16 protein-coding genes are annotated in these 21,406 nt (G+C 73.6%); 4 read left to right on the forward strand and 12 right to left on the reverse strand.

The genetic code is table 11. The features are described 5' to 3' along the window. The first annotated feature begins 415 nt into the window (after window positions 1-415). Window positions 416-1,912, forward strand: coding sequence for an MFS transporter (locus ACIRG6_RS19340; RefSeq protein ID WP_225638379.1), 1,497 nt, complete (start codon window positions 416-418; stop codon window positions 1,910-1,912). 814 nt (window positions 1,913-2,726) lie between these two features. Here ACIRG6_RS19340 and ACIRG6_RS19345 read toward each other — a convergent pair. Both ACIRG6_RS19345 and ACIRG6_RS19350 read right to left on the reverse strand, forming a co-directional pair. Further along, entirely contained in the window at window positions 2,727-3,302 is a 576-nt protein-coding gene (locus ACIRG6_RS19345; protein ID WP_364681021.1) for an ATP-binding protein, read from the reverse strand. 187 nt (window positions 3,303-3,489) lie between these two features. Further along, a complete protein-coding gene (locus ACIRG6_RS19350) occupies window positions 3,490-3,867 on the reverse strand; it encodes an STAS domain-containing protein (protein WP_161164769.1) in 378 nt (125 codons plus the stop codon). 239 nt (window positions 3,868-4,106) lie between these two features. Here ACIRG6_RS19350 and ACIRG6_RS19355 point away from each other — a divergent pair, with 239 nt between their 5' ends. Together ACIRG6_RS19355 and ACIRG6_RS19360 are read left to right on the forward strand one after the other, a co-directional pair. Further along, window positions 4,107-5,033: an RNA polymerase sigma factor SigF gene (locus ACIRG6_RS19355; RefSeq protein ID WP_239766170.1), complete on the forward strand. Its 927-nt coding sequence runs from the start codon at window positions 4,107-4,109 to the stop codon at window positions 5,031-5,033. 209 nt (window positions 5,034-5,242) lie between these two features. Then, window positions 5,243-6,811: an RICIN domain-containing protein gene (locus ACIRG6_RS19360; protein WP_403323720.1), complete on the forward strand. Its 1,569-nt coding sequence runs from the start codon at window positions 5,243-5,245 to the stop codon at window positions 6,809-6,811. A gap of 15 nt (window positions 6,812-6,826) precedes the next feature. Here the strand turns inward: ACIRG6_RS19360 and hutI are convergent, their stop codons facing one another. Genes hutI through hutU form a run of 4 tightly spaced genes read right to left on the reverse strand, consistent with a single transcriptional unit; the run spans window position 6,827 to window position 12,292 of the window. Beyond that, entirely contained in the window at window positions 6,827-8,002 is a 1,176-nt protein-coding gene (gene hutI / locus ACIRG6_RS19365) for an imidazolonepropionase (RefSeq protein ID WP_364681027.1), read from the reverse strand. 38 nt (window positions 8,003-8,040) lie between these two features. Then, window positions 8,041-9,408 carry a formimidoylglutamate deiminase gene (locus tag ACIRG6_RS19370; RefSeq protein WP_403323724.1) on the reverse strand — a complete coding sequence of 456 codons (1,368 nt, stop codon included), beginning with the start codon at window positions 9,406-9,408 and terminating at the stop codon, window positions 8,041-8,043. Continuing rightward, on the reverse strand, window positions 9,405-10,622 hold the full coding sequence (locus ACIRG6_RS19375; RefSeq protein ID WP_403323727.1) for an allantoate amidohydrolase: 1,218 nt from the start codon (window positions 10,620-10,622) through the stop codon (window positions 9,405-9,407). Before ACIRG6_RS19375 ends, ACIRG6_RS19370 begins: the two co-directional genes overlap by 4 nt. Beyond that, window positions 10,619-12,292, reverse strand: a complete 1,674-nt coding sequence (gene hutU / locus ACIRG6_RS19380; protein ID WP_403323728.1) for a urocanate hydratase — start codon at window positions 12,290-12,292, stop codon at window positions 10,619-10,621. Before hutU ends, ACIRG6_RS19375 begins: the two co-directional genes overlap by 4 nt. 125 nt (window positions 12,293-12,417) lie before the next feature. On the opposite strand from hutU, the gene ACIRG6_RS19385 reads away from it, so the two are divergent. Then, the gene (locus ACIRG6_RS19385; protein ID WP_403323731.1) at window positions 12,418-13,851 is read left to right on the forward strand and encodes a type III PLP-dependent enzyme domain-containing protein; all 1,434 of its coding nucleotides are present in this window, start codon (window positions 12,418-12,420) and stop codon (window positions 13,849-13,851) included. A gap of 109 nt (window positions 13,852-13,960) precedes the next feature. Here ACIRG6_RS19385 and ACIRG6_RS19390 read toward each other — a convergent pair whose 3' ends face one another. The 6 genes from ACIRG6_RS19390 to ACIRG6_RS19415 form a co-directional block, all read right to left on the reverse strand. Next, window positions 13,961-14,542: a hypothetical protein gene (locus ACIRG6_RS19390; RefSeq protein WP_403323733.1), complete on the reverse strand. Its 582-nt coding sequence runs from the start codon at window positions 14,540-14,542 to the stop codon at window positions 13,961-13,963. Between the two features lie 115 nt (window positions 14,543-14,657). Beyond that, complete coding sequence (locus ACIRG6_RS19395; RefSeq protein WP_364681041.1) at window positions 14,658-15,500, reverse strand: MurR/RpiR family transcriptional regulator; 843 nt, start codon at window positions 15,498-15,500, stop codon at window positions 14,658-14,660. A 110-nt stretch (window positions 15,501-15,610) separates the two neighbouring features. Further along, entirely contained in the window at window positions 15,611-16,915 is a 1,305-nt protein-coding gene (locus ACIRG6_RS19400; RefSeq protein WP_403324085.1) for an ABC1 kinase family protein, read from the reverse strand. A 278-nt stretch (window positions 16,916-17,193) separates the two neighbouring features. Continuing rightward, window positions 17,194-19,449 (reverse strand): anthranilate synthase component I, encoded by a 2,256-nt coding sequence (locus ACIRG6_RS19405; RefSeq protein ID WP_403323735.1) that lies wholly within the window; start codon window positions 19,447-19,449, stop codon window positions 17,194-17,196. A gap of 170 nt (window positions 19,450-19,619) precedes the next feature. Continuing rightward, a complete protein-coding gene (locus ACIRG6_RS19410; RefSeq protein ID WP_350717513.1) occupies window positions 19,620-20,762 on the reverse strand; it encodes an acyl-CoA dehydrogenase family protein in 1,143 nt (380 codons plus the stop codon). Beyond that, the gene (locus ACIRG6_RS19415) at window positions 20,744-21,271 is read right to left on the reverse strand and encodes a PaaI family thioesterase (RefSeq protein ID WP_403323738.1); all 528 of its coding nucleotides are present in this window, start codon (window positions 21,269-21,271) and stop codon (window positions 20,744-20,746) included. The genes ACIRG6_RS19410 and ACIRG6_RS19415 overlap by 19 nt, the downstream gene beginning before the upstream one ends. Window positions 21,272-21,406: the final 135 nt, after the last annotated feature.

The following is a 21,406-nucleotide window of genomic DNA, read 5'->3' on the forward strand; positions in this document are numbered from 1 at the left end:
TGCGGACCTGCGGCTGTGGGGTGTCATCCTGGGATGGACCTTCGAAAGACCGTTCGCGGTTCCGTCGTCACCTGTGATCCGCGTCTCAAGTCCTTCCATACCGGGCGGTGTCCTGCCGTATGGTGAATCAGCGCCTGTAGCACCCAGAGGACCTTTGGCGACAGTTCGACGCTGAAGGTCTCTTTCGTGTGCGGGCCGGTCCACGGCCGGCCTCGAAAGGAATGACCTGTGGCCGGGCCTCATCGCGTGCAGAGAAGCGCGCGGAGGCGTGGATCCCGGTGGTCGCCGTCCATCGCTCCGTGATCCGGGGTGAATCCCTCAGGCGTGGGGTCGGACGGGTGAGGCCGCCGGTGCCGGCTGCCCCCCACCGGGCGCGCATCGCCTCATGAGCGCGTCCCGACAGCAAGGAACGACCATGGCGTCCAGCCTGACGAAGGACTCGGTCCGCCCGGGCACCCCCGGTTCCGAGAAGACCTTCTTCGGCCACCCCCGCGGACTGGCCACTCTCTTCATGACCGAGATGTGGGAGCGTTTCTCCTACTACGGCATGAGGGCTCTGCTCCCGCTGTACCTCGTCGCTCCGGGCGGTCTCGGCCTCAGCGCCGGCACCGCGACCGCGATCTACTCGGTGTACCTGTCGCTGGTGTACCTGCTCACGATGCCGGGCGGCTGGTTCGGCGACCGTGTCTGGGGCCCCCGCAAGACCGTGGCCATCGCCGGCGGCGTCATCATGCTCGGCCACCTCACGCTGGCCCTGCCCTCCTCGGGCACGTTCTACGCGGGCCTCGGTCTGGTCGCCATCGGCTCGGGTCTGCTGAAGGCCAACATCTCGACGATGGTCGGCCAGCTCTACGACGGTCCGGACGACCCGCGCCGCGACGGTGGCTTCACCGTCTTCTACATGGGCATCAACCTCGGTGCCTTCGTGGCGCCGCTGACCATCGGCACCATCGGTGAGAGCGTCAACTGGCACCTGGGCTTCGCGCTCGCCGCGGTCGGCATGGCGCTCGGTGTGATCCAGTTCCTGATCGGCAGCCGCCACCTCAACCCGCACTCCAGCGTCGTCCCGAAGCCGCTGTCGGTGGAGGAGAAGACCTCGACGCTGCGCAAGGCCGCGTTCTGGGCCGCGATCGCCGTCGTGTTCTACGCGATCGTCGGCTTCTCCGGCCACTACACGCTGAACTGGATCCTGGTCCCGCTGACCCTGCTCGGCGTGATCATCCCGATCCTGGTGCTGACCCGCATCAAGCGCGACAAGTCGCTGGACCGTGCCGAGCAGTCGAAGATGTCGGCGTACATCTGGTTCTTCGTCGCCGCGGCCGTCTTCTGGATGATCTACGACCAGGGCGGTTCGACGCTGTCGATCTTCGCCGACTCCTCCGCCGAGAACAGTGTCCTCGGCTGGGAGTTCCCGGTCTCGTGGTACCAGTCGGTCAACCCGGTCATCATCATGGCCCTGGCCCCGGTCTTCGCCTCCCTGTGGCTGGCGCTGGCCCGCCGCGGCAAGGAGCCGAGCACGATCGTGAAGTTCTCGTTCGGCCTGGTGCTGGTCGGCGCGTCCTTCTTCCTCTTCCTCGCCCCGCTGGCGATCGCCGACGGCGGTCACAAGGCGGCCGCGCTGTGGCTGGTGGCGATCTACTTCGTCCAGACCTGCGGTGAGCTGCTGCTCTCGCCGGTCGGTCTGTCGGTCACCACGAAGATGGCGCCGGTGAAGTACGCGTCGCAGATGATGGGCGTCTGGTTCCTGGCCGTCACCGCCGGTGACGCCACGACCGGTCTGCTCTCCATCGCCGGCGTCGACCTGAACAAGACGGGCATCGTGGCGCTGGAGGCCACGCTCGCCGTGGTCGCCGGTGCCGCGGTGTGGATGTACCGCAAGCGCGTCAAGGAACTCATGGGCGACGTCCGCTGAGTCCTGCCGGCCGGACCTTGCTGTCGGAGGGCCACCCCATCCTGGAACGGATGCGGTGGCCCTCCGGGCGTTTCGGGGCGGGGGTGTTCCCGCAGCCGCCTCTCCCCAGCGACCGGCAGCCGCACCCGCCACCCCGGCCCCGGGCGGCCACCACGCCACGGCCGGGCACCCTGCCGCCGTGCCGCGGGCCGACCGTCCCGCCCCCGCCCGGCCCGGCACCGCCCACAGCGCGACCCGGCAGCGCAGCACCCGACCCGGTGCGGGGACAGGGATCCGTCCCGGCGGTGGGTCGGGCCCCAGCACGGGGTGCGGGACGGCGCGGGACGCCGGACCGCGGTGCGGGCGGCGCAGCGCGCGCGTGGAGGCTCCCTGGCCTTCTGGCAGCCGCGAGGGCCGTTCGTGGGGTCGTTGAGCCGCGTGGAGGCTCCTGACGCCCTGAACGTGAGCCGCACGCCGCTGCGGCCGGTCGGCCGGACGAGGTGAGGCCGACGGGCACCTGGTGTCCGCCGGGCGGGCCCGCCACGGACCGCGCCTCGGCGCCGTGGACGAACAGCGCAGCGCCAAGGGGACGCCGGGCATGGGGCGTAGGCGTGGGGGCGTGTCAAGGTGTGGCCGACGAACCCGCGGGCTTGGTGGGCGGGCCTGCCACGCGGTGCGGCCGACGGGCGGCGTAACGCGGGCCTCGCGGTGCAGCCGGCGTAGCGCGGGCCTGCCACGGGGTGCGGTCGGCTTGCGTAGAGCGGGCCTCGCGGTGCAGCCGGCATAGGGCGGGCCTGCCGGCGTTTGTGGTCGACGGGCGACTGGGGGGCGATGGTTACGCCGGGGCGCCCAGTTCTGCCCAGACTCGTTTGCCCGTGACGCCCGGGGTCCGTACGACGCCCCAGTCCAGGCACAGACGCTGCACGATGAACATGCCGTGGCCGCCGGGGCGGCCCGCGCGGTGCGGGGTGCGGGGTGCGGGCTGGCCCGCGCCGCGGTCGGAGACCTCCAGCCGGATCACCTTCTTGTCGCAGGTGATCGACAGCTCGTCCGGCCCCTCGGCATGCAGGCACGCGTTGGTGACCAGCTCGGACACGACGAGCAGCACGTCCTCCGCGGCGGCACGCTGGTCGGCTGTGGCGGAGGGCAGCCAGCCCCACGCATACAGCGCCTCGCGGGTGAAGTCACGGGCGAGCGGGACGACACCGCTCTGGTCGTCGAACGTCAGCCTGCGGACCTGGCGGCCACCCGCCACGGCCGCCGACGCGGATGCGGGCACGCCGGTCCCGGGAGCGGGCGCGCCGCCTCCCCCGGGCTCACCGGGCCCGGGGGCGCCCCCCTCGGACGCCCCGGAAGCGCCGCTGGGCTCCGGACCGCGGTCGCCCGGCGAGTAGGGCCGGGTGGTGCTCATCAGCGCTTCACCTCACCGATTCACCAGTTCACGTTTCAAAGTCGTACACAGTCACAGTCACAGTCAGGATGTCTCCTGCCCGACCGGACCGGCTGAACACCCCTGTATTAGCCACGAAACACGGGACGGGGTGAAAACGCCGGCACCAGAGGCCGCACGAGACCCGCCACCGCGCCGGGGCGACGGCTCAGTCGGACTCGTCCGACAGGGCCGCCTCGAGCGTGTCATGGAGGGTGAAGACCGCTTCGGCCCCCGTGATCTCGAACACGCGCGCCACCACCGGCTGCATGGCCACGAGATGTACGCCTCCCCCTGCGGCTTCCGCCTTCAACCGTGCGCCGAGCAGGACGTTGAGTCCCGTGGAGTCACAGAACTCCAGGCGCGAACAGTCGACGACGAGCCGGTTGAATCCCTTCGCGAGGCATTCCTCCAGCGGCTCGCGCAACAGATCGGCGGTGTGGTGATCCAACTCACCCGCCGGAGTCACGACGGCACTGGGGCCCTCTTCGCGCACCTCGACCAGAAGCCGGCCCGACTGTGCGCTGCCGACCGTCCCGCGGTCCATGCCGTTTCTCTCTCCCGACGTCGTGACTGCTGCTGACGCCCTCGAACACTACGCCCTCCCACGGCACTCCGACACCCGAACAAGTGCACACAAACGGACATACCTGCACAGAACACACTTGCGGTGGGCTCGGTAAACCCGGTAGGGCTAGTAGGAACACAGACCCGACACGGCCGGCTTTGGAGGCGCCGCACACCGCAGTGCACGCAATTGGCTTCGGCAGCCGTATGCCGAGAACGATGGAGGACATCATGTCACCCCGGCTCGACGGATCGCGTACCCAGGAAGCGACGTCGACACTCCCTCCGGAACATCTGGATCCCATCGAGCACCATGACGCTGCCGTCGGCCACGACGGCACCCTCGCCGGGCTTCCGGACATCCCCGCCTTCGACGAAGTGACTCCGGCTGACGCCCGAGCCCTGTCGAAGACCCTCTTCGAGCGGCTGGAATCGCTGGAGGAAGGCACCCACGACTACTCGTACGTGCGCAACACGCTCGTCGAGCTCAACCTCGCGCTGGTCAAGTTCGCCGCCTCCCGGTTCCGCTCCCGCAGCGAGCCCATGGAGGACATCATCCAGGTCGGCACGATCGGCCTGATCAAGGCGATCGACCGCTTCGAGATGTCGCGCGGTGTCGAGTTCCCCACGTTCGCGATGCCGACCATCATCGGCGAGATCAAGCGCTTCTTCCGCGACACCTCGTGGTCCGTGCGCGTCCCGCGCCGGCTGCAGGAGCTGCGGCTCGACCTGGCCAAGGCCGGCGACGAGCTGGCCCAGCGCCTCGACCGCGCCCCGACGGTGTCCGAACTGGCCGAGCACCTCGGCCTGTCCCGGGACGAGGTCGTCGAGGGCATGGCCGCCTCGAACGCTTACACCGCCTCCTCGCTGGACGCCCAGCCGGAGGAGGACGACGCGGAGGGCGCGCTCGCCGATCGCATCGGCTACGAGGACCACGGACTCGAGGGCATCGAGTACGTCGAGTCCCTGAAGCCGCTGATCGCCGAACTCCCGCCCCGGGACCGGAAGATCCTGTCCCTGCGCTTCGTGGCGGGCATGACCCAGTCGGAGATCGGCGAGGAACTCGGCATCTCCCAGATGCACGTGTCCCGGCTGCTGTCGCGGACGCTGGTACGGCTGCGCAAGGGGCTCACGGTCGAGGAGTGATCCTCACCGGGTGACGCTTGTCCTCCAGAGGGGCGGTCCGAGCCGGGCCGCCCCCCTTCGGGTTCCGCGCCCGCCGAGCGCCGGACGCCCACTGTTACCCACGGCAACCTCTTTCCTCCCAAGCCTCGTTCCATCACTATGGGCACCCGCAAACTGGCCGGTACGTCAGGACCGGTGCGGTGGCCACGCGGGTGCGAGGAGGCGGACGGATGGCTCGGGTCGACGGGACCGGCGGCGATGCCCAGGCCGGGGACGGGGTGCACACCGGCGCGTCCGACGCGCGGCTGACCGAACTGCTGCGCACCGACACGCCCACCGCGTATCCGGCGCTCCAGGAGCTGCGGGCGCGGCACCAGCCGCCGGTCCTCGCCTACGCCCGGCTGTGCGCGGCCGGCGAGTCCGCGGCACGCCAACTGGCCGCTACGGCCTTCACGCTGGCGGCGCGTCAGGCCGCGCGCGGCACCGACGGCGGCGGACCGTGGCGCCACCGGCTGCTGACGCTGACCGTGGAGGTCGCGGCCGGGTGGGCGGCCGACGAGCGGGCCGCCGGACTCGACCCGGGCCTGCTCCTCGTACTGAACACGGCGGGCACCGGCCGCCCTCCGGTCCCGCCCATGCTGTCCGCCTTCCGCTCCCTGCCGCCCCGGGCCCGGGGCCTGATCTGGTACGGGCTCGTGGACCGGGAGCAGGCCGACCGCACCGCCACGCTGCTCGGCCTCACCCCGCAGGACGTCGTCCACGGCACGGACCCGGCGCTCCAGTCGCTCGCCCAGGCCTGTCTGCGGTCCCGGCTCGCCGCCTCCGACGACCCGCGCTGCGTGGACTTCCAGCGGCTCGTCGAGGAGTCGGTACGGCCCGACAGCCCCCGCGACAGCGCCGATCTGCACGCCCACATGGCGCACTGCGCGCACTGCGCGGCCGCGTACGAGGAGCAGTGCACCCTGCGGGACACCCCGCGCGCGGCCCTGGCGGAGGGTCTGCTGCCGTGGGCGGGCACGGCGTACGCGGCACGCGAGGCGGGCGGTGTCCCGTCCCTCGCGGCCCCCGGCGGGCGGGCGCCGTCACGCCGTTTCGCGCTGGCCTCGGCGGCTCTGGGCGTGGCGCTGGCGCCGCTGCTCTTCCTCCTGCTGTCCCCGGGCGACGCGCCGTCCCGTCCGGCGGCGGACGCGACCTCCGAACCCCCGGCCGGGCCACCGCCGGTGACCGTGACGGCGACCGTCCCCGCTCCCCCGTCCTCCCCGGTGCCGTCCCCCTCGGCGACCTCCGCGTCCCCGTCCCCGACGCCGACGGCGAGCCCGGCCGCCCCCTCGCGCACGGCCCGGCCGACGTCCTCGCCGGCCGTCCCGGCACCGTCGTACCGGCCACCGGGCAGCGCCTACGCCCAGGTGGTGAACGCCGCGTCGGGGCAGTGCCTGGACATCCGCGACGGCGACCTGGAGAAGGGGACGGACGTCGTCATAGCCGCGTGCACCGCCGCCCGCACCCAGCTGTGGCGGGTCGACGCCGGACGCGGCGTGGTCCAGTCGTACGCCGACGACGACTACTGCCTGGACAGTCGCGGCTCGGTCGACCGGGGCGTCGGCATCTGGCTGTGCGACTCGGTCGACGGGCGCAACGGCCAGAACCTCCGCTTCTCGGTGGACGGGCGCGGGGTGATCCGCCCCGGCATCGCTCCCGACCGTGCGGTGACGCCGGGCGGGGACGCGTCGGTGGTCCTCGCCGGGACGGACGCGGGGCGTACGGACCAGCGGTGGCGTGCCGGGGCCGCCGCCTCCTGAGCGCCCCGGCGGGCGTCACACCACGCGTACGCCGCGCCGCCACACCCCGTCCACCAGCGGCACGCCGGGCCGGTAGGCCAGGTGGACGTGGCTCGGGGCGTCGAGGAGGGTCAGGTCGGCGTACGCGCCGGGGGCGACGCGGCCGACGTCGTCGCGGCGCAGGGCCGCCGCACCGCCCGCGGTGGCCGACCAGACCGCCTCGTCCGGCGTCATCCCCATGTCCCGCACCGCGAGCGCGACGCAGAAGGGGACGGAGGACGTGAAGGACGAGCCGGGGTTGCAGTCGGTGGAGAGCGCGACCGTGACGCCGGCGTCGATGAGGCGGCGGGCGTCCGGCCACGCGGCGCGGGTGGAGAACTCGGCGCCGGGCAGCAGGGTGGCGACGGTGTCGCTGTGGGCGAGGGCGTCCACGTCGGCGTCGGTGAGGTGGGTGCAGTGGTCGGCGCTGGCGGCGTCCAGCTCGACGGCCAGCTGGACGCCGGGGCCGTAGGAGAGCTGGTTGGCGTGGATGCGCGGGTGCAGGCCCTTGGCCTTGCCGGCGGTGAGGATCGCGCGGGCCTGGTCGCCGTCGAAGGCGCCCTTCTCGCAGAACACGTCGACCCAGCGGGCGTGCGGGGCGCAGGCGTCGAGCATCTCGCCGGTGACCAGGGCGACGTAGGCGGCCGGGTCGTCGGCGAGTTCGGGGGCGACGACGTGGGCGCCGAGGTAGGTGACCTCGTCGGTGTGGCGGGCGGCGATGCGCAGGGCGCGGGACTCGTCGGCGGTGGTCAGGCCGTAGCCGGACTTGGTCTCGAAGGTCGTGGTGCCCTGGCGCAGGGCCTCCGCGAGGTAGCGGGTGAGACCCGCCTCCAGTTCCGCGTCGCTCGCGGCGCGGGTGGCGGCGACAGTGGTGCGGATGCCGCCCGCGCTGTAGGGGCGGCCGGACATGCGGGCGTTGAACTCCTCGGTGCGGTCGCCCGCGAAGAGGAGGTGGGAGTGGGAGTCGACGAAGCCGGGCAGGACGGCCCGGCCGCCGGCGTCGACGCGGTTGTCAGTGGCGGGTGCTTTGCTTGATTCACCGGTCCACGCGATGCGGTCGCCGTCGATGACGACGGCCGCGTCCCGGACCAGTCCGAGGGGGGAGTTGTCGCCGAGGGAGGGGTCGTTGGTGACGAGTGTGCCGATGTTGGTGATGACGGTGCTGCTGCTCATGGTGTCCGTGACGTCCTCGTGGGGGCGGGGTCGGGTGGTCAGGCGCGCAGGGCTTCGACGGCCCGCGCGAGGGCCTGCGGCACATCGGGGACGTGGGTGTGCACCCCGTCGCGTACGACGTGCCGCCCGCCCACGACCGTGTGCCGTACGTCCGCTGCCGTCGCCGCGAATACGGCCGTCTCGGCGCCGAGCCTGGGCAGCGGCCCCGCTGTTCTGACCGAGTCCAGCGCGATCGTCGTGAGGTCGGCGCGGGCACCGGCCTCGATGCGGCCGGCGTCGTCCCAGCCGAGGGCGGCGTGGCCGTCGGCGGTGGCGGCGCGCAGCAGGGCGGCGGCGGTCCAGTGGCCGCGGGTGCGGGTGCGCAGCCGCTCGTTCAGCTCCATCGCGCGGGCCTCCTCCAGCAGGTCGACGACGGCGTGGCTGTCGGAGCCGAGGGAGAGGGGCGAGCCCGCCCGCTGGAGGGCGGGGGCGGGTCCGATGCCGTCGGCGAGGTCCCGTTCCGTGGTCGGGCACATGCAGGTGCCGGTGCGGCTGTCGCCGAGCAGGGCGATGTCCTCGTCCGTGAGGTGGGTGTTGTGGACGCCGGTGGTGCGGGGTCCGAGCACGCCGTGGTCGGCGAGGAGCCGGGTCGGGGTGCGTCCGTGGGCCCGGCGGCAGGCGTCGTTCTCGGCGGTCTGCTCGGACAGGTGGACGTGCAGCGGGGCCCGCCGTTCCTCGGCCCAGCGTGCCACGGTCGCCAACTGGTCGGCGGGCACGGCCCGTACGGAGTGGATCGCCGCCCCGATCCGTGCGTGATCCCGTTCCTTGAGAACTGAACAGCGTTCCGCCCAGGCGTCCGCAGTCCCGTCGGAGAAGCGGAGCTGGTGGGCGTTCGGGGGCTCGCCGAAGCCGGCGGAGAGGTAGCAGGTGTCGAGGAGGGTGATGCGGACGCCGGCTTCGGCGGCGGCCTCGATCAGGGCCTCTCCCATCGCGTTGGGGTCGGCGTAGGGGGTGCCGCCGGGGGCGTGGTGGACGTAGTGGAACTCGCCGACGGTGGTGATGCCGGCCAGGGCCATCTCGGCGTACACCGCGCGGGCGAGGTCGTGGTACGCCTCGGGGGTCAGCCGGTCGGCGACGGAGTACATGACCTCGCGCCAGGTCCAGAAGGTGCCGGAGCCGACCTGGACGGTGCCGCGCAGGGCGCGGTGGAAGGCGTGGCTGTGGGCGTTGGCGAGTCCCGGCAGGGTCAGGCCGCGCAGGATCTCGGCGCCGGGGGGCGGGGTGGGGGTGTCCGTGCGGACGGCGGTGATCCGGCCGTCCCGCTCCGCGGCGGAGCCGCTGACGGCCACCGTGACGGCGACGCCCGGCTCGACGTGGGTGCCGAGCCAGGCGTGTTCCAGCCAGTACGTCCGTGGGGTGGGGGTCACGTGCGGGCCAGCCCTTCCAGTACGTCGGCGAGTGCGTTCACCCCGGCCACGCAGTCGTCCTCGGTGGCGGATTCGGCCGGGGAGTGCGAGACGCCGGTGGGGTTGCGTACGAACAGCATGGCGGTCGGGACGCGTCCGGAGAGGATTCCGGCGTCGTGTCCGGCGCCGGTGCCGAGGACGGGGACCTTCAGCTCGGTGTCGCTGCCCAGGATGCGGGCGAGTTCGTCGCGCAGGGCGTGGTCGAACTCCACGACGGGTGTGAAGGACTCGCGGACGACGTCGAGGTCGACGCCGTGGGCGGCGGCGTACTCGCGGGCGGCCTTCTCGATGCCGGTGACCACGGTGTCCAGGCTCGCCTGGTCGGCGGCGCGGGAGTCGAGCCAGCCGCGGACGAGGGAGGGGATGGCGTTGACGCCGTTCGGCTCGACGGCGATCTTGCCGAAGGTGGCGACGGCACCGGCGAGTTCGGCCTCGCGGCGGGCGGCGAGGACGGTCTCGGCGTAGCCGAGCATGGGGTCGCGCCGGTCGGCGAGCCGGGTGGTGCCGGCGTGATTGGCCTCGCCGCGGAAGTCGAACCGCCAGCGTCCGTGCGGCCAGATGGCGCTGGCGACGCCGATCCGGTCGCCGGACAGGTCGAGGGCGCGGCCCTGCTCGACGTGGAGTTCGACGAAGGCGCCGATGCGGTCGAGGCGTTCGGCGTCGGGGCCGATGGTGTCCGGGTCGTAGCCGGCGGCTTCCATGGCCTCGGGCAGCGTGATGCCGTCGGCGTCGGTCAGGCGGTGGGCCTGCTCGACGGTGAGCGCCCCGGAGGTGAGCCGGGAGCCGACGCAGGCGAGGCCGAAGCGGGCACCCTCCTCGTCACCGAAGTTGACGATGCCCAGGGGCCTGGTGATCCGCGCTCCCCTGCCGCGCAGTTCGTCCAGGGCCGCGAAGGCGGAGACCACCCCGAGGGGGCCGTCGAAGGCGCCGCCGTCGGGGACGGAGTCCAGGTGGGAGCCGGTGACGACGGCGTTGCCGGCGGCCGGGTCGCCGAGCCAGGCCCACTGGTTGCCGTTGCGGTCGACCTCGTAGACCAGGCCGCGTGCCTCCGCCTGCTGCCGGAACCAGGCCCGGCAGTCGGCGTCGGCGCCGGTCCAGGCGAAGCGGCGGTAGCCGCCGGAGGCGGAGCTGCGGCCGACCGGCAGCAGCTCCGCCCACATGCTGTGGAAGCTCACGCGGCGCCGCCCTCGTGGCCTTCGCGCATCGGCACCCGCACGTGCCGTTCGGCCGCCACCGACTCCGCGATGTCGTACCCGGCGTCGACGTGCCGGATGACGCCCATGCCGGGGTCGTTGGTGAGGACCCGGCGGATCTTCTCGCCGGCCAGGGCGGTGCCGTCGGCGACCGTGACCTGCCCGGCGTGGAGGGAGCGGCCCATGCCGACGCCGCCGCCGTGGTGGAGGGAGACCCAGGAGGCGCCGGAGGCCACGTTGACCATGGCGTTGAGCAGCGGCCAGTCGGCGATGGCGTCCGAGCCGTCGAGCATGGCCTCGGTCTCGCGGTAGGGGGAGGCGACGGAGCCGCAGTCGAGGTGGTCGCGGCCGATGACGATCGGCGCGGCCAGCTCGCCGCTCGCGACCATGTCGTTGAACCGCTCACCGGCCTTGTCGCGCTCTCCGTAGCCGAGCCAGCAGATGCGGGCGGGCAGGCCCTGGAAGTGGACGCGCTCGCCGGCCATCTTGATCCAGCGGGCCAGCGACTCGTTCTCCGGGAAGAGGTCGAGGATCGCCTTGTCGGTCTTGGCGATGTCGGCGGGGTCGCCGGACAGGGCGGCCCAGCGGAAGGGGCCCTTGCCCTCGCAGAAGAGAGGGCGGATGTAGGCGGGGACGAAGCCGGGGAAGGCGAAGGCCCGGTCGTATCCGGCGAGCTGGGCCTCGCCGCGGATGGAGTTGCCGTAGTCGAAGACCTCGGCGCCGGCGTCCTGGAAGCCGACCATGGCCTCGACGTGCCGGGCCATGGACTCGCGGGCGCGGGTGGTGAAGCCCGCCGGGTCCTTGGCGGCGGCGTCGGCCATGTCCTCGAAGGCGATGCCGACGGGGAGGTACGCCAGCGGGTCGTGGGCCGAGGTCTGGTCGGTCACGATGTCGATGGGGGCGCCCATGGCGAGGAGCTGCGGCACCAGCTCGGCGGCGTTGCCGAGGACGCCGATGGACAGCGGCTTGCGCCGGTCGCGGGCCTCGGTGGCCAGGTGGAGGGCGTGGTCGAGGGAGTCGGCCCGCACGTCGAGGTAGCGGTGCTCGATGCGGCGGTCGATGGCACGGGGGTCGCAGTCGATGCAGATCGCGACGCCGTCGTTCATGGTGACGGCGAGGGGCTGGGCACCGCCCATGCCGCCGAGGCCGGCGGTGAGGGTGATGGTCCCGGCCAGGGTGCCGTCGAACTTCTTCGCGGCGACGGCGGCGAAGGTCTCGTAGGTGCCCTGGAGGATGCCCTGGGTGCCGATGTAGATCCAGGAGCCGGCCGTCATCTGCCCGTACATGGTCAGGCCGAGGGCCTCCAGGCGGCGGAACTCCTCCCAGTTGGCCCAGTCGCCGACGAGGTTGGAGTTGGCGATGAGGACGCGCGGGGCCCATTCGTGGGTCTGCATGACGCCGACCGGGCGGCCCGACTGGACGAGCATCGTCTCGTCCTGCTTGAGGGTCTCCAGGGTGCGGACCATGGCGTCGAAGGAACGCCAGTCGCGGGCCGCCTTGCCGGTGCCGCCGTAGACGACGAGCTTGTCGGGGTGCTCGGCGACCTCGGGGTCGAGGTTGTTCTGCAGCATCCGCAGGGCGGCCTCCTGCTGCCAGCCCAGGGCGCTCGGCTGCGTACCGCGTGGCGCTCGGACGGGGCGGGGTCCGGACATGGTCTGCCTCCTGGTGGCTTGCTCCCGGCGGATTGTTACTGCGGATATTCATATCCTCGCTTCGTGAATAGAACTAGTCAATACGCCCGTGTCGGGACGCGGGCGCGTCGCGGATGTTTGGCTGGATGTCCGGTCAGGCGGGCGAAGGGACGGAGGATCGCGTGAGCGACGGCTTGGGCACGAGCGGTGAGCTGGACGGCATCGACGCGGAGCGGGCCGCGCGGCGGGACCAGGCGGTGCGGGCGGCCGTGGAGCAGGGGCTGCTCGGGCCGGACGCCCCGATCGTCGGGCTGCTGGACGTCGCCGGGATCCGGGAGTCGGCGGCGGCGCTGCGGGCGGCGTTCGAGGCGGTGACGGCCCCGGGGACGCCCGTGCTGCACGCCTTCGCGGTGAAGGCGACCCCTCTGGTCCCGGTGCTGCGGCTGCTGCACGAGGAGGGCATCGGCGCGGAGGTCGCGAGCCCGGGCGAGCTGGCCCTGGCGCGGGCCGCGGGGGTGCCCGCGGAGCGGACGGTGCTGGACTCACCCGCCAAGACGCCGGGCGAGCTGCGCGAGGCGCTGGCGCTGGGCATCGCCGTCAACGCGGACAACCCGCAGGAGCTGGGGCGCCTCGACGCCCTGATGGCGGCGGGCCCGAGCCGGTCCCCGCTCGGCATCAGGGTGAACCCGCAGGTCGGCGGGGGCTCCATCGAGGCGCTGTCGACGGCCACGGCGACCTCGAAGTTCGGCGTGGCGCTGCGCGACGAGGGGGCGCGCGAGTGGGTGGTGCGGGCGTATCTGGACCGGCCGTGGCTGACCCGGCTGCACGCGCACACCGGCTCCCAGGGCATCCCGCTCACGCTCATGGCCGAGGGCGTGGCCGCGGCGTACGCGCTCGCCGAGGAGATCAACGAGCGGGCCGGGCGCCGGCAGGTGGACACCCTCGACATCGGCGGCGGGCTGCCGGTGAACTTCACCTCCGACGAGACGGCACCGACGTACGCCGCGTACGCGCGCGTGCTGCGCGAGGCGGTGCCGGGGCTGTTCGACGGGCGGTACGGGCTGGTCACCGAGTTCGGGCGGTCGCTGCTGGCCAAGCACGGCACGGTCGTGGCCCGCGTGGAGTACGCCAAGAACGCCGGGGGCCGGCCGGTCGCGGTGACGCACGCGGGCGTGCAGGTGGCGACGCGGACGGTGTACGCGCCGGGGGCGTGGCCGCTGCGGATCGCCGCGTACGACGGCAAGGGGCTGCCGAAGGAGGGGCCGGACGTGGTGCAGGACGTGGCGGGACCGGCGTGCTTCGCGGGGGACCTGCTGGCGGCGGGGCGTGCGCTGCCGCTGCTGGAGCAGGGGGACTACGCGGCGGCGCTGGACACCGGGGCGTACTACTTCGCGCACCATTACGCGTACAACTCGCTGGCGCGGCCCGCGGTGTACGGGTTCGCCGGGGGCGGGGACGGGGGTGTCGCCTTCGCGACCGTGCGGGAGGCTCAGAGCGTCGAGGAGATCGTGGCCGAGGCGGGTGGTGAGTACGTCGGCTCGTTGAGCGGTCTTCGCCGTGGGGGTGCGGGTGGTTCGTAGGCGGCACGTTCGTCGTGGCTGGTCGCGCCCGCGCGGCGGAGCCGCACAAGCCCCGCGCCCCTGGTGGGGGGCGCTGCGCGCCGCCCCCACCCCCGGTCCCGGCTCCCGGTCAGACCAGTGCCGCCGTCTTTCGCCTCGCCCCGCCAGGGGCCGCGTCGCCGGCCGCGATGCCCGTGCTGCGGTAGGCCTTGACCGTCTTGCCCGCCGGGCGGCCGTTGCGGACGAGCCAGTCCACGCGGACCCACAGCAGGGCGTCCCCGGCCTGTTCGCGGCGGCCGATCCAGGCGGACTTCAGCCACAGCCCGGCGCCGCAGCCCGCCATCAGCAGTCCGGCCGCCGCCGGGACGGCGAAGGCGCTGCCGAGCGCGGCGAGGAAGGCGAGCAGCAGCCACCAGCGGTGGCCCCGGCGCCAGTTGCGCACGGTCACCGCGCGGTCCTGGAGCACGTCGTGCTTGCCCGCGCGGGCGGCCGATCCTGCCAGCGCGGTGTACCGCTTGCGGCGCACGGACGCCACCACGGCCGTCGCCACGATGAACAGCGCCGCACCGGCCAGGACGCCGATCCGGCGTCCGGTCAGTCCCGGCACCAGCATGCCGATGCCCGCCGCGAGTACGCCCAGCCACCACAACGGCGCCGCCCCCGCCCGTACGACGACGGCGACCCGAGCCAGTCCCTGTCCTCCGCGCGCCACGTTCCGGCCTCCTCGTCCCCAGTCCTGTCTGTGCGATGCGTCCGACGGAAGTGTCGGGCGCCGCACTGTAGCGGGGGAAGCTGAGACGAATCTGAGAACCCGTCGGCCGTCCGGGTCACTCCACGAACAGGCCCCGGGCCGCCGCCTTGGCGTCGAACTCCTCCAGCCGGGCCTGGGCGTCCGGCAGGTCGTCGCACATCGCCTCCAGCAGCACCCGGCCGATCAGCATCGGCGCGCAGGCGGTGTCGAAGGCGAGGCCCGTGCCGACGGCGGCGGGCAGCAGCAGGTCGGACACCTTGGCGACCGGCGCGAAGGCGGAGTCGGCGACCGTCACCACCGTGAGCCCCGCCTCCTTGGCGTGGGCGAGGGTGTCGACGACCTCGCGCGGATGCCGGGGCAGGGCGAAGCAGATCAGGGCGCTCGCGCCGGCCCGGACGGCGGCGTCGATGCGGTCGTGGACCATCGTGCCGCCCTCGTTGAGGAGCCGCACGTCGGGGTGGACCTTGGCGGCGAAGTAGGCGAAGCCGTGCGCCTGGGCGGCCGCCGCGCGCAGCCCGAGCACCGGGAGCGGCCGGCTGCCCGCGAGGACCCGGCCCGCCTCCCGCACCGGCCCGGGGTCGGCCAGCGCCTCCGCCAGGTGCCGCAGGTTCTCGATCTCGGCCTCCACGGCCTGCTGGTACTCGTTCACGGCGCCCGTGTCCGTCGCCGCTTCCGCGGGGGCGACCTCGCGCAGGTGCCGGCGCAGCGCCGGGTAGCCGTCGAAGCCGAGGGCGACGGCGAAGCGGGTCACGGACGGCTGGCTGACCCCGGCCAGCTCGGCCAGCTCCACGCTGGACAGGAAGGGCACGTCGGCGGCGCGCCGCACCATGCTGTGCGCGATGCGGCGCTGGGTCGGCGTCAGCCGGTGCCCTTCGAAGAGCGCCTGCAGCCGCGCGGCCGGGCCGTCCGTCCCGATCATGACGTGCTCCCCCTCGACCTATTCACCCGTACCGGATTCTGCATACCGTTATACAGGCGAACGCCGATCGGAGGCACGCGCTGCCGAGGGGCCGGACTGCCCGGGGCTTCTCAGTCGCCCGTGGGCTCCGCCGCCCCCTCCCGCGCGTCGGCGGTCGCGGGCACGAATCCCGGCAGCCACCGGGCCGCCTCCGCGCGGAACGGGATCTCGCACTCCAGCTGGCACAGCACCGCGGTGGCCGCGCCGACGACACGGTTCACCAGCACGTAGGAGGGCGGGAGGTTGAAGCGGCGCAGCAGTCCGCCCTCGCGCAGGTCGACGGACTGCACGACGTCCTCGCGGAGCCATTGGCGCGTGAAGCGGTACGTCTCACCGGCCGACGGCGTGGCCACGGGCAGCAGGAACGCGCCGAGGGCGGCGTGGTCGAGGGGAGCGCCCGCCGTGATGAAGCCCTCCCGCACGAGGAGTTCCTGGGCGGCGGCCCAGTCCCCGTCCTGGGCCAGCCGGATCAGGCTGCCGAGGGCTGCGGGGAAGCCGTCGGGGAGGCGCTTGACGGCGCCGAAGTCCAGGACGCCGAGCCTGCCGTCCGGGAGCAGGCGGAAGTTCCCGGGGTGCGGGTCGGCGTGCAGGCGTCCCGCCCGCTCGGGCCCGGAGAACAGGAAGCGCGCGTACTTGAGGCCCGCGTCGTCGCGCTCGGCCTGCGATCCCTCCCGGATGACGGAGGCGAGCGGTGTCCCCTCCAGCCACTCCGTGACGAGCACCCGGCGGGTGTACGTCACCACGTCGGGCACCAGGATCTCCTTGTCGCCCCGGTACGCGTCGGCGAACGCCTGCTGGGCCTCGGCCTCCAGCCGGTAGTCCAGCTCATCGGCGACCCGTTCGCGCAGTTCGCGCAGCATGGGTTCGACGTCCAGGCCCGGGGTGACCAGCGAGAACAGCCGGATCACGCGGCCGAGTCGGGCGTAGTCCCCGAGCAGCGCCTCACCGGCGCCCGGGTACTGGATCTTCACGGCGACGGTTCGGCCGTCGGTGTGGACGGCCCGGTGCACCTGGCCGATGGACGCGGCCGCCGCGGGCATGTCCTCGAACGCGGTGAACCGTTCGCGCCAGTCGGGGCCGAGCTCCTCCCGGAGGACGGCGTGCACCTGGTCCGCCGGCAGGGCGGGCGCGGCCTCCTGGAGCAGGGTCAGGGCGGCCCGGTAGGGGCCGATCACCTCCGGGGGGAGCGCCGCCTCGAAGACGGAGAGCATCTGGCCGAACTTCATGGCCCCGCCCTTGAGCTCGCCCAGGACACGGAAGAGGTGCCCGGCGGTGCGGCGCTGCAGTTCACCGGCGAGCAGGTCGACGGGCTCCCCCAGCAGACGCCGCCCGAACCCGAGCGCGGAGCGGCCGGCGAAGCCGAGCGGCAGGGACATCAGCCGTGCGCCGCGGGTGAAGGAGGAGCGGGGGACGGCACGGGCGGTGGGAGCGTCGTGCGGCGGCCCCGCCTGCGCGTCCCCGACGTCCGCGGCACGCTCGTCCGCGGGCGCCCCGGCATCCTGGCCCGCCGGTTCCACGGTGCCCTCGTCCGCCGGTGTCCCGGCAGGGTCGTCCAGGAGGTCTCCGGTGCCCTCGTCCGCGACGTCTCCGGTGCGCTCGGCCGCCAGGCCCCTGGTGCGCTCGGCCGTCGGCTCCGCGGGGGGCTCGTTCTTCGTCATCGCGGGCTCCCCGCCGTCACGGTGGCCCGCACGGGGCCCTTGAGTCCGGTCACGGCGTTGGCGATCAGGGCCTGCCCCGCGCCCTCCCCCGTCGTCATGATCGACTCGGGGTGGAACTGCACGGCCGCCACCGGCAGCGTGCGGTGCTCGATGCCCATCACCGTGCCGTCGGCGGTGCGGGCGGTCACCCTCAGCCCGTCCGGCAGCGTCGCCGGATCGGCGTGCAGGGAGTGGTAGCGCCCGGCGCGGAAACGGGCCGGCATGTTCCGGAACACGGTCCCCCCGTCACCGGCGACCTCGACCGACGACGGCTTGCCGTGCACGGGCCACGGCAGCGTGCCGAGGGTCCCGCCGAAGTGCTCGACGATGCCCTGCAGGCCCAGGCAGACCCCGAACACCGGCAGCCCGCGTGCCAGGACCCCGTCCAGCAGGGCGGACATCCCGAAGTCCGCCGGGCGGCCGGGGCCGGGTGACAGGAGCACCAGGTCGGGCGCCACGGTGTCGAGCAGGTCCAGGGGGAACCCGGCGCGGTACGTGACCACCTCCGCGCCGGTCTGCCGGACATAGTCGCCGAGCGTGTGGACGAAGGAGTCCTGGTGGTCGACGAGCAGGACGCGGCGCCGGCCGCCGGTCCGCACCGCCGGCGCGGCTCCCCGCCGTGTGCCGGCCGTCTCCACCGTGTCCCCGCCCGCGTTCTCGACCGCGTCGAGCAGCGCGCTCGCCTTGAGCGCGGTCTCCTCCTCCTCCGCCCGCGGGTCCGAGTCGAACAGCAGCGTCGCCCCGGCCCGCACGGTGGCGACGCCGTCGCGGAACTGGACGGTGCGCAGGGTGAGCGCGGTCTCCAGGCCCCCGTCGAAGCCGATGCGGCCCACCGCACCGCCGTACCAGCGGCGCGGACTGCGCTCGTGCTCCTCGACGAAGGCGATCGCGGCCCGCTTGGGCGCTCCCGTGACGGTCACCGCCCACATGTGGCTCATGAAGGCGTCCAGCGCGTCGCGGTCGTCGCGGAGCCGGCCGCGGACGTGGTCGACGGTGTGGATGAGCCGCGAGTACATCTCGATCTGCCGGCGCGCCAGGAGCTCCACGCTGCCGGGCACGCACACCCGTGCCTTGTCGTTGCGGTCGACGTCCGTGCACATCGTCAGCTCCGACTCCTCCTTGTCGGAGCCGAGCAGCGTGCGGATCTGTTCGGCGTCCTCCTGGGGGTTCCGGCCGCGGGCGACGGTGCCGCTGATCGGGCAGGACTCGACGGTGCCGGCGTGCGGGTCGACGCGTACGAACATCTCCGGTGACGCCCCCACCAGGTGCTCACCGTCGGCGAGGTTCATCAGCAGGCCGTACGGCGCCGGATTGCGGGTGCGCAGCCTGCGGAACACCTCCGACGGCGGTGCCTCGGCGCGCCGGTGGAAGCTCTGGCCGGGCACGACCTCGAACAGGTCGCCGGAGCGGAACCGCTCCTTGGCGAGGCCGACGAGCTCCGCGTACGCCCCCGGGGCGTGGTCGCGCGGGGCGGCCGGCCGGGCCGGCGGCGCGAGGGGCGCGGCGGGCGTGGCGCGGTCGAGCCCGACGGTGCTGCGGCCGGCGTGGGAGAAGTCGTAGCTGTGGCGCACCGCGGTGCCCCGGTGCCGGTCGACGCACAGGATCCGGTCCGGCAGGTGCAGGGCGAGGACGCGGTCGCGGGGATCACGGTCCTGGTGCTGCGGTACGGGGTCGAGCTGCAGGACGAGGTCGTAGCCGAACGCGCCGTACAGGCCCCACACGTCGTCGTGCGGTCCCGCCAGGGCGGCGACGACGGCGCGCAGCACGGTGAAGGCCGAGGGCAGCCGGGTGCGGTCCTCCTCGGCGAAGGGGACCTGGTCGTGCCGGGCGCCGCCGCTCGGGTCGATGGGGACCGTGACGGTGCCCGCGGTGTCGTCCCGGCGGGGCCCCAGCGGGGTCAGGGCGCGGAAGAGCGCGGGCAGCAGGACCCGGCCGCGTTCGTTGAGCGCGCGCAGCCGGACGTCGTCCTGATGGGCGGTCACCTCGACGGGCGGGTCGACGTACGCGATGTCGTACGGCCGGTAGCGGCCCGGCTGGTCGCAGCGGCCCGACATCAGCAGTCCGCGCCGGGTGTCCAGGGCTTCTTCCAGGCGGGCGAGCTCGGTCTCCGCCAGTGCGAGGTCCAGGGGCTCGGACAGGCGGGTCACCTCGGCGCCGGCCGGGGTGGTCCACTGGTGTGCCGTCGCCGCGGTCCGGTGGGTCGTTGCCGTCATCGTGGTCCTTTGCGTCGGGTCGTCGGCGGGTTCGCCGGACTGGTGCGGCCGGAGCCGACGGCCGGGCGGGAGCGGCCGGTGCGGAGCGCCGGTCTCATGCGGCCGAGGTGAGGCCGGGAGTGGCCGGGAGTGGCCGGGGGAGGTCCAGGGGGGCGGCGCGGGCGGCCGGGTCAGACGCCCAGGTCCCGGCCGATGATCTCCTTCATGATTTCGTTGGTGCCGCCGTAGATCGGGTGCACCCGGTTGTCCACGAACGCCCTGGCGACGGGCGTCTCCCGCATGAAGCCGTAGCCGCCGTGCAGTTGGACGCAGCGGTCGAGCACCCGGCGCTGGACGTCGGTGGCCCACCACTTGGCCTTGGCCGCGGCCACCGCGTCGAGGCGTCCCGCGTTGTGCTCGGCCACCGCCCGGTCGACGTAGGTGCGGGCGACGTCCAGTTCGGTGGCCATCTCGGCCAGTTCGAAGCGGACGTGCTGGAACGTGCCGACGGGCTGTCCGAAGGCGGTGCGGTTCTTGCAGTACGCGAGGGTCTGGGCGAAGGCGGTCTCGGCGGCGGCCACGGCGTAGGCGGCGATGCCGAGCCGCTCCTGCGGCAGGTTGGCCGCCAGGTGCAGGAAGGCGCGGCCGGGCGTGCCTAGCAGGTTGGCCGCCGGGACCCGGACGTCGTCGAAGAACAGCTCGGCGGTGTCCTGCGCGGCCATGCCGATCTTCTCCAGCTTGCGGCCGCGGGAGAACCCGGGCATGCCGCGTTCGACCACGAGCAGGCTCAGGCCCCGCGCGCCCCGGCCGGGGCGGGTCCGGGCGACCACGACGACCAGGTCAGCGTGGATGCCGTTGGTGATGAACGTCTTCGCGCCCCGGAGCACGTAGTCGTCGCCGTCCTGGAAGGCGGTGGTCCGGATGGCCTGGAGATCGCTGCCGGCCTCCGGTTCGGTCATCGCGATGGCGGTGACCAGGTCGCCCGAGCAGAAGCCGGGCAGCCAGCGCCGTTTCTGCTCGTCGGTGGCGAGTTCCAGGAGGTAGGGCGCGACGACGTCGTTGTGCAGGGCGAAGCCGATGCCGGTCGCGCCGACGCGCATGATCTCCTCGCTGAGGAGGACCTGGTAGCGGAAGTCGCGGACGCCGCCGCCGCCGTACTCCTCCGGTACGTCGACGCCCAGCAGCCCGAGCTTGCCGGCGCGGCGCCACACCTCGCGGTCGACGAGTCCGGCGCGCTCCCAGTCCGCGTGGAACGGGACGATCTCCCGCTCGACGAAGTCGCGCACCATGGCCTGGAAGTCGCGGTGGTCCTGGGTCAGTTCGCTGTCGCGCATGTCCCTCGCTCCGTCTGCGGGCCGGTCGTGCGGTGGATGATCTGTTCGACGGTTCCGGTGCAGGCCCGGGTGCTGGCCTGCTCGAAGCGCACCTCGGCCACGGCTCGCCGGGTGGAGCAGCTGATCAGTACGGTCTCGATGCGGACGGGGCCGGGCACGAGCGGGGCGTGGTAGTCGACGGACAGGCCGGCGGTGAGGAAGCCGGTGCCGTCCGGGATCGCCGACAGCATCACCAGTCCGGCGAAGTGGTCGACCAGGCAGGCGATCCAGCCGCCGAAGACGACGCCGGGGGTGAGGGTCAGCTCCCCGTCGAAGGACGTCTCGCAGACGACCAGGCCGGGCAGCCAGGAGGTGGCGGGCGGCAGGGTGAGCGTGCGGGCGGCCGGCGGGTCGGGCACCGTGCCGTCGGCCAGGCCGACGAGCATGCGCCGGCCGCTGGTGTCCGCACCGTCCGGTGCCAGGCCGCGCAGCCGGGCCGGCCGGGTGGGTGGCGGGGTGGTTTCGAGCATGCTGGCATCTCCGCGTTTCCAGGGTTCGAGGACCGGTACGGGGTGGGCGCCGCGCCCTGCCGGGCACCGCGCGAGGTCCCGCCGGACACCGGGCGTTCCGGGGCTCCGGCCGTGAGCGCCGCGTCCGGCCGATCG

The organism is Streptomyces flaveolus, from assembly GCF_044765825.1.
Taxonomy (GTDB): domain Bacteria; phylum Actinomycetota; class Actinomycetes; order Streptomycetales; family Streptomycetaceae; genus Streptomyces; species Streptomyces flaveolus.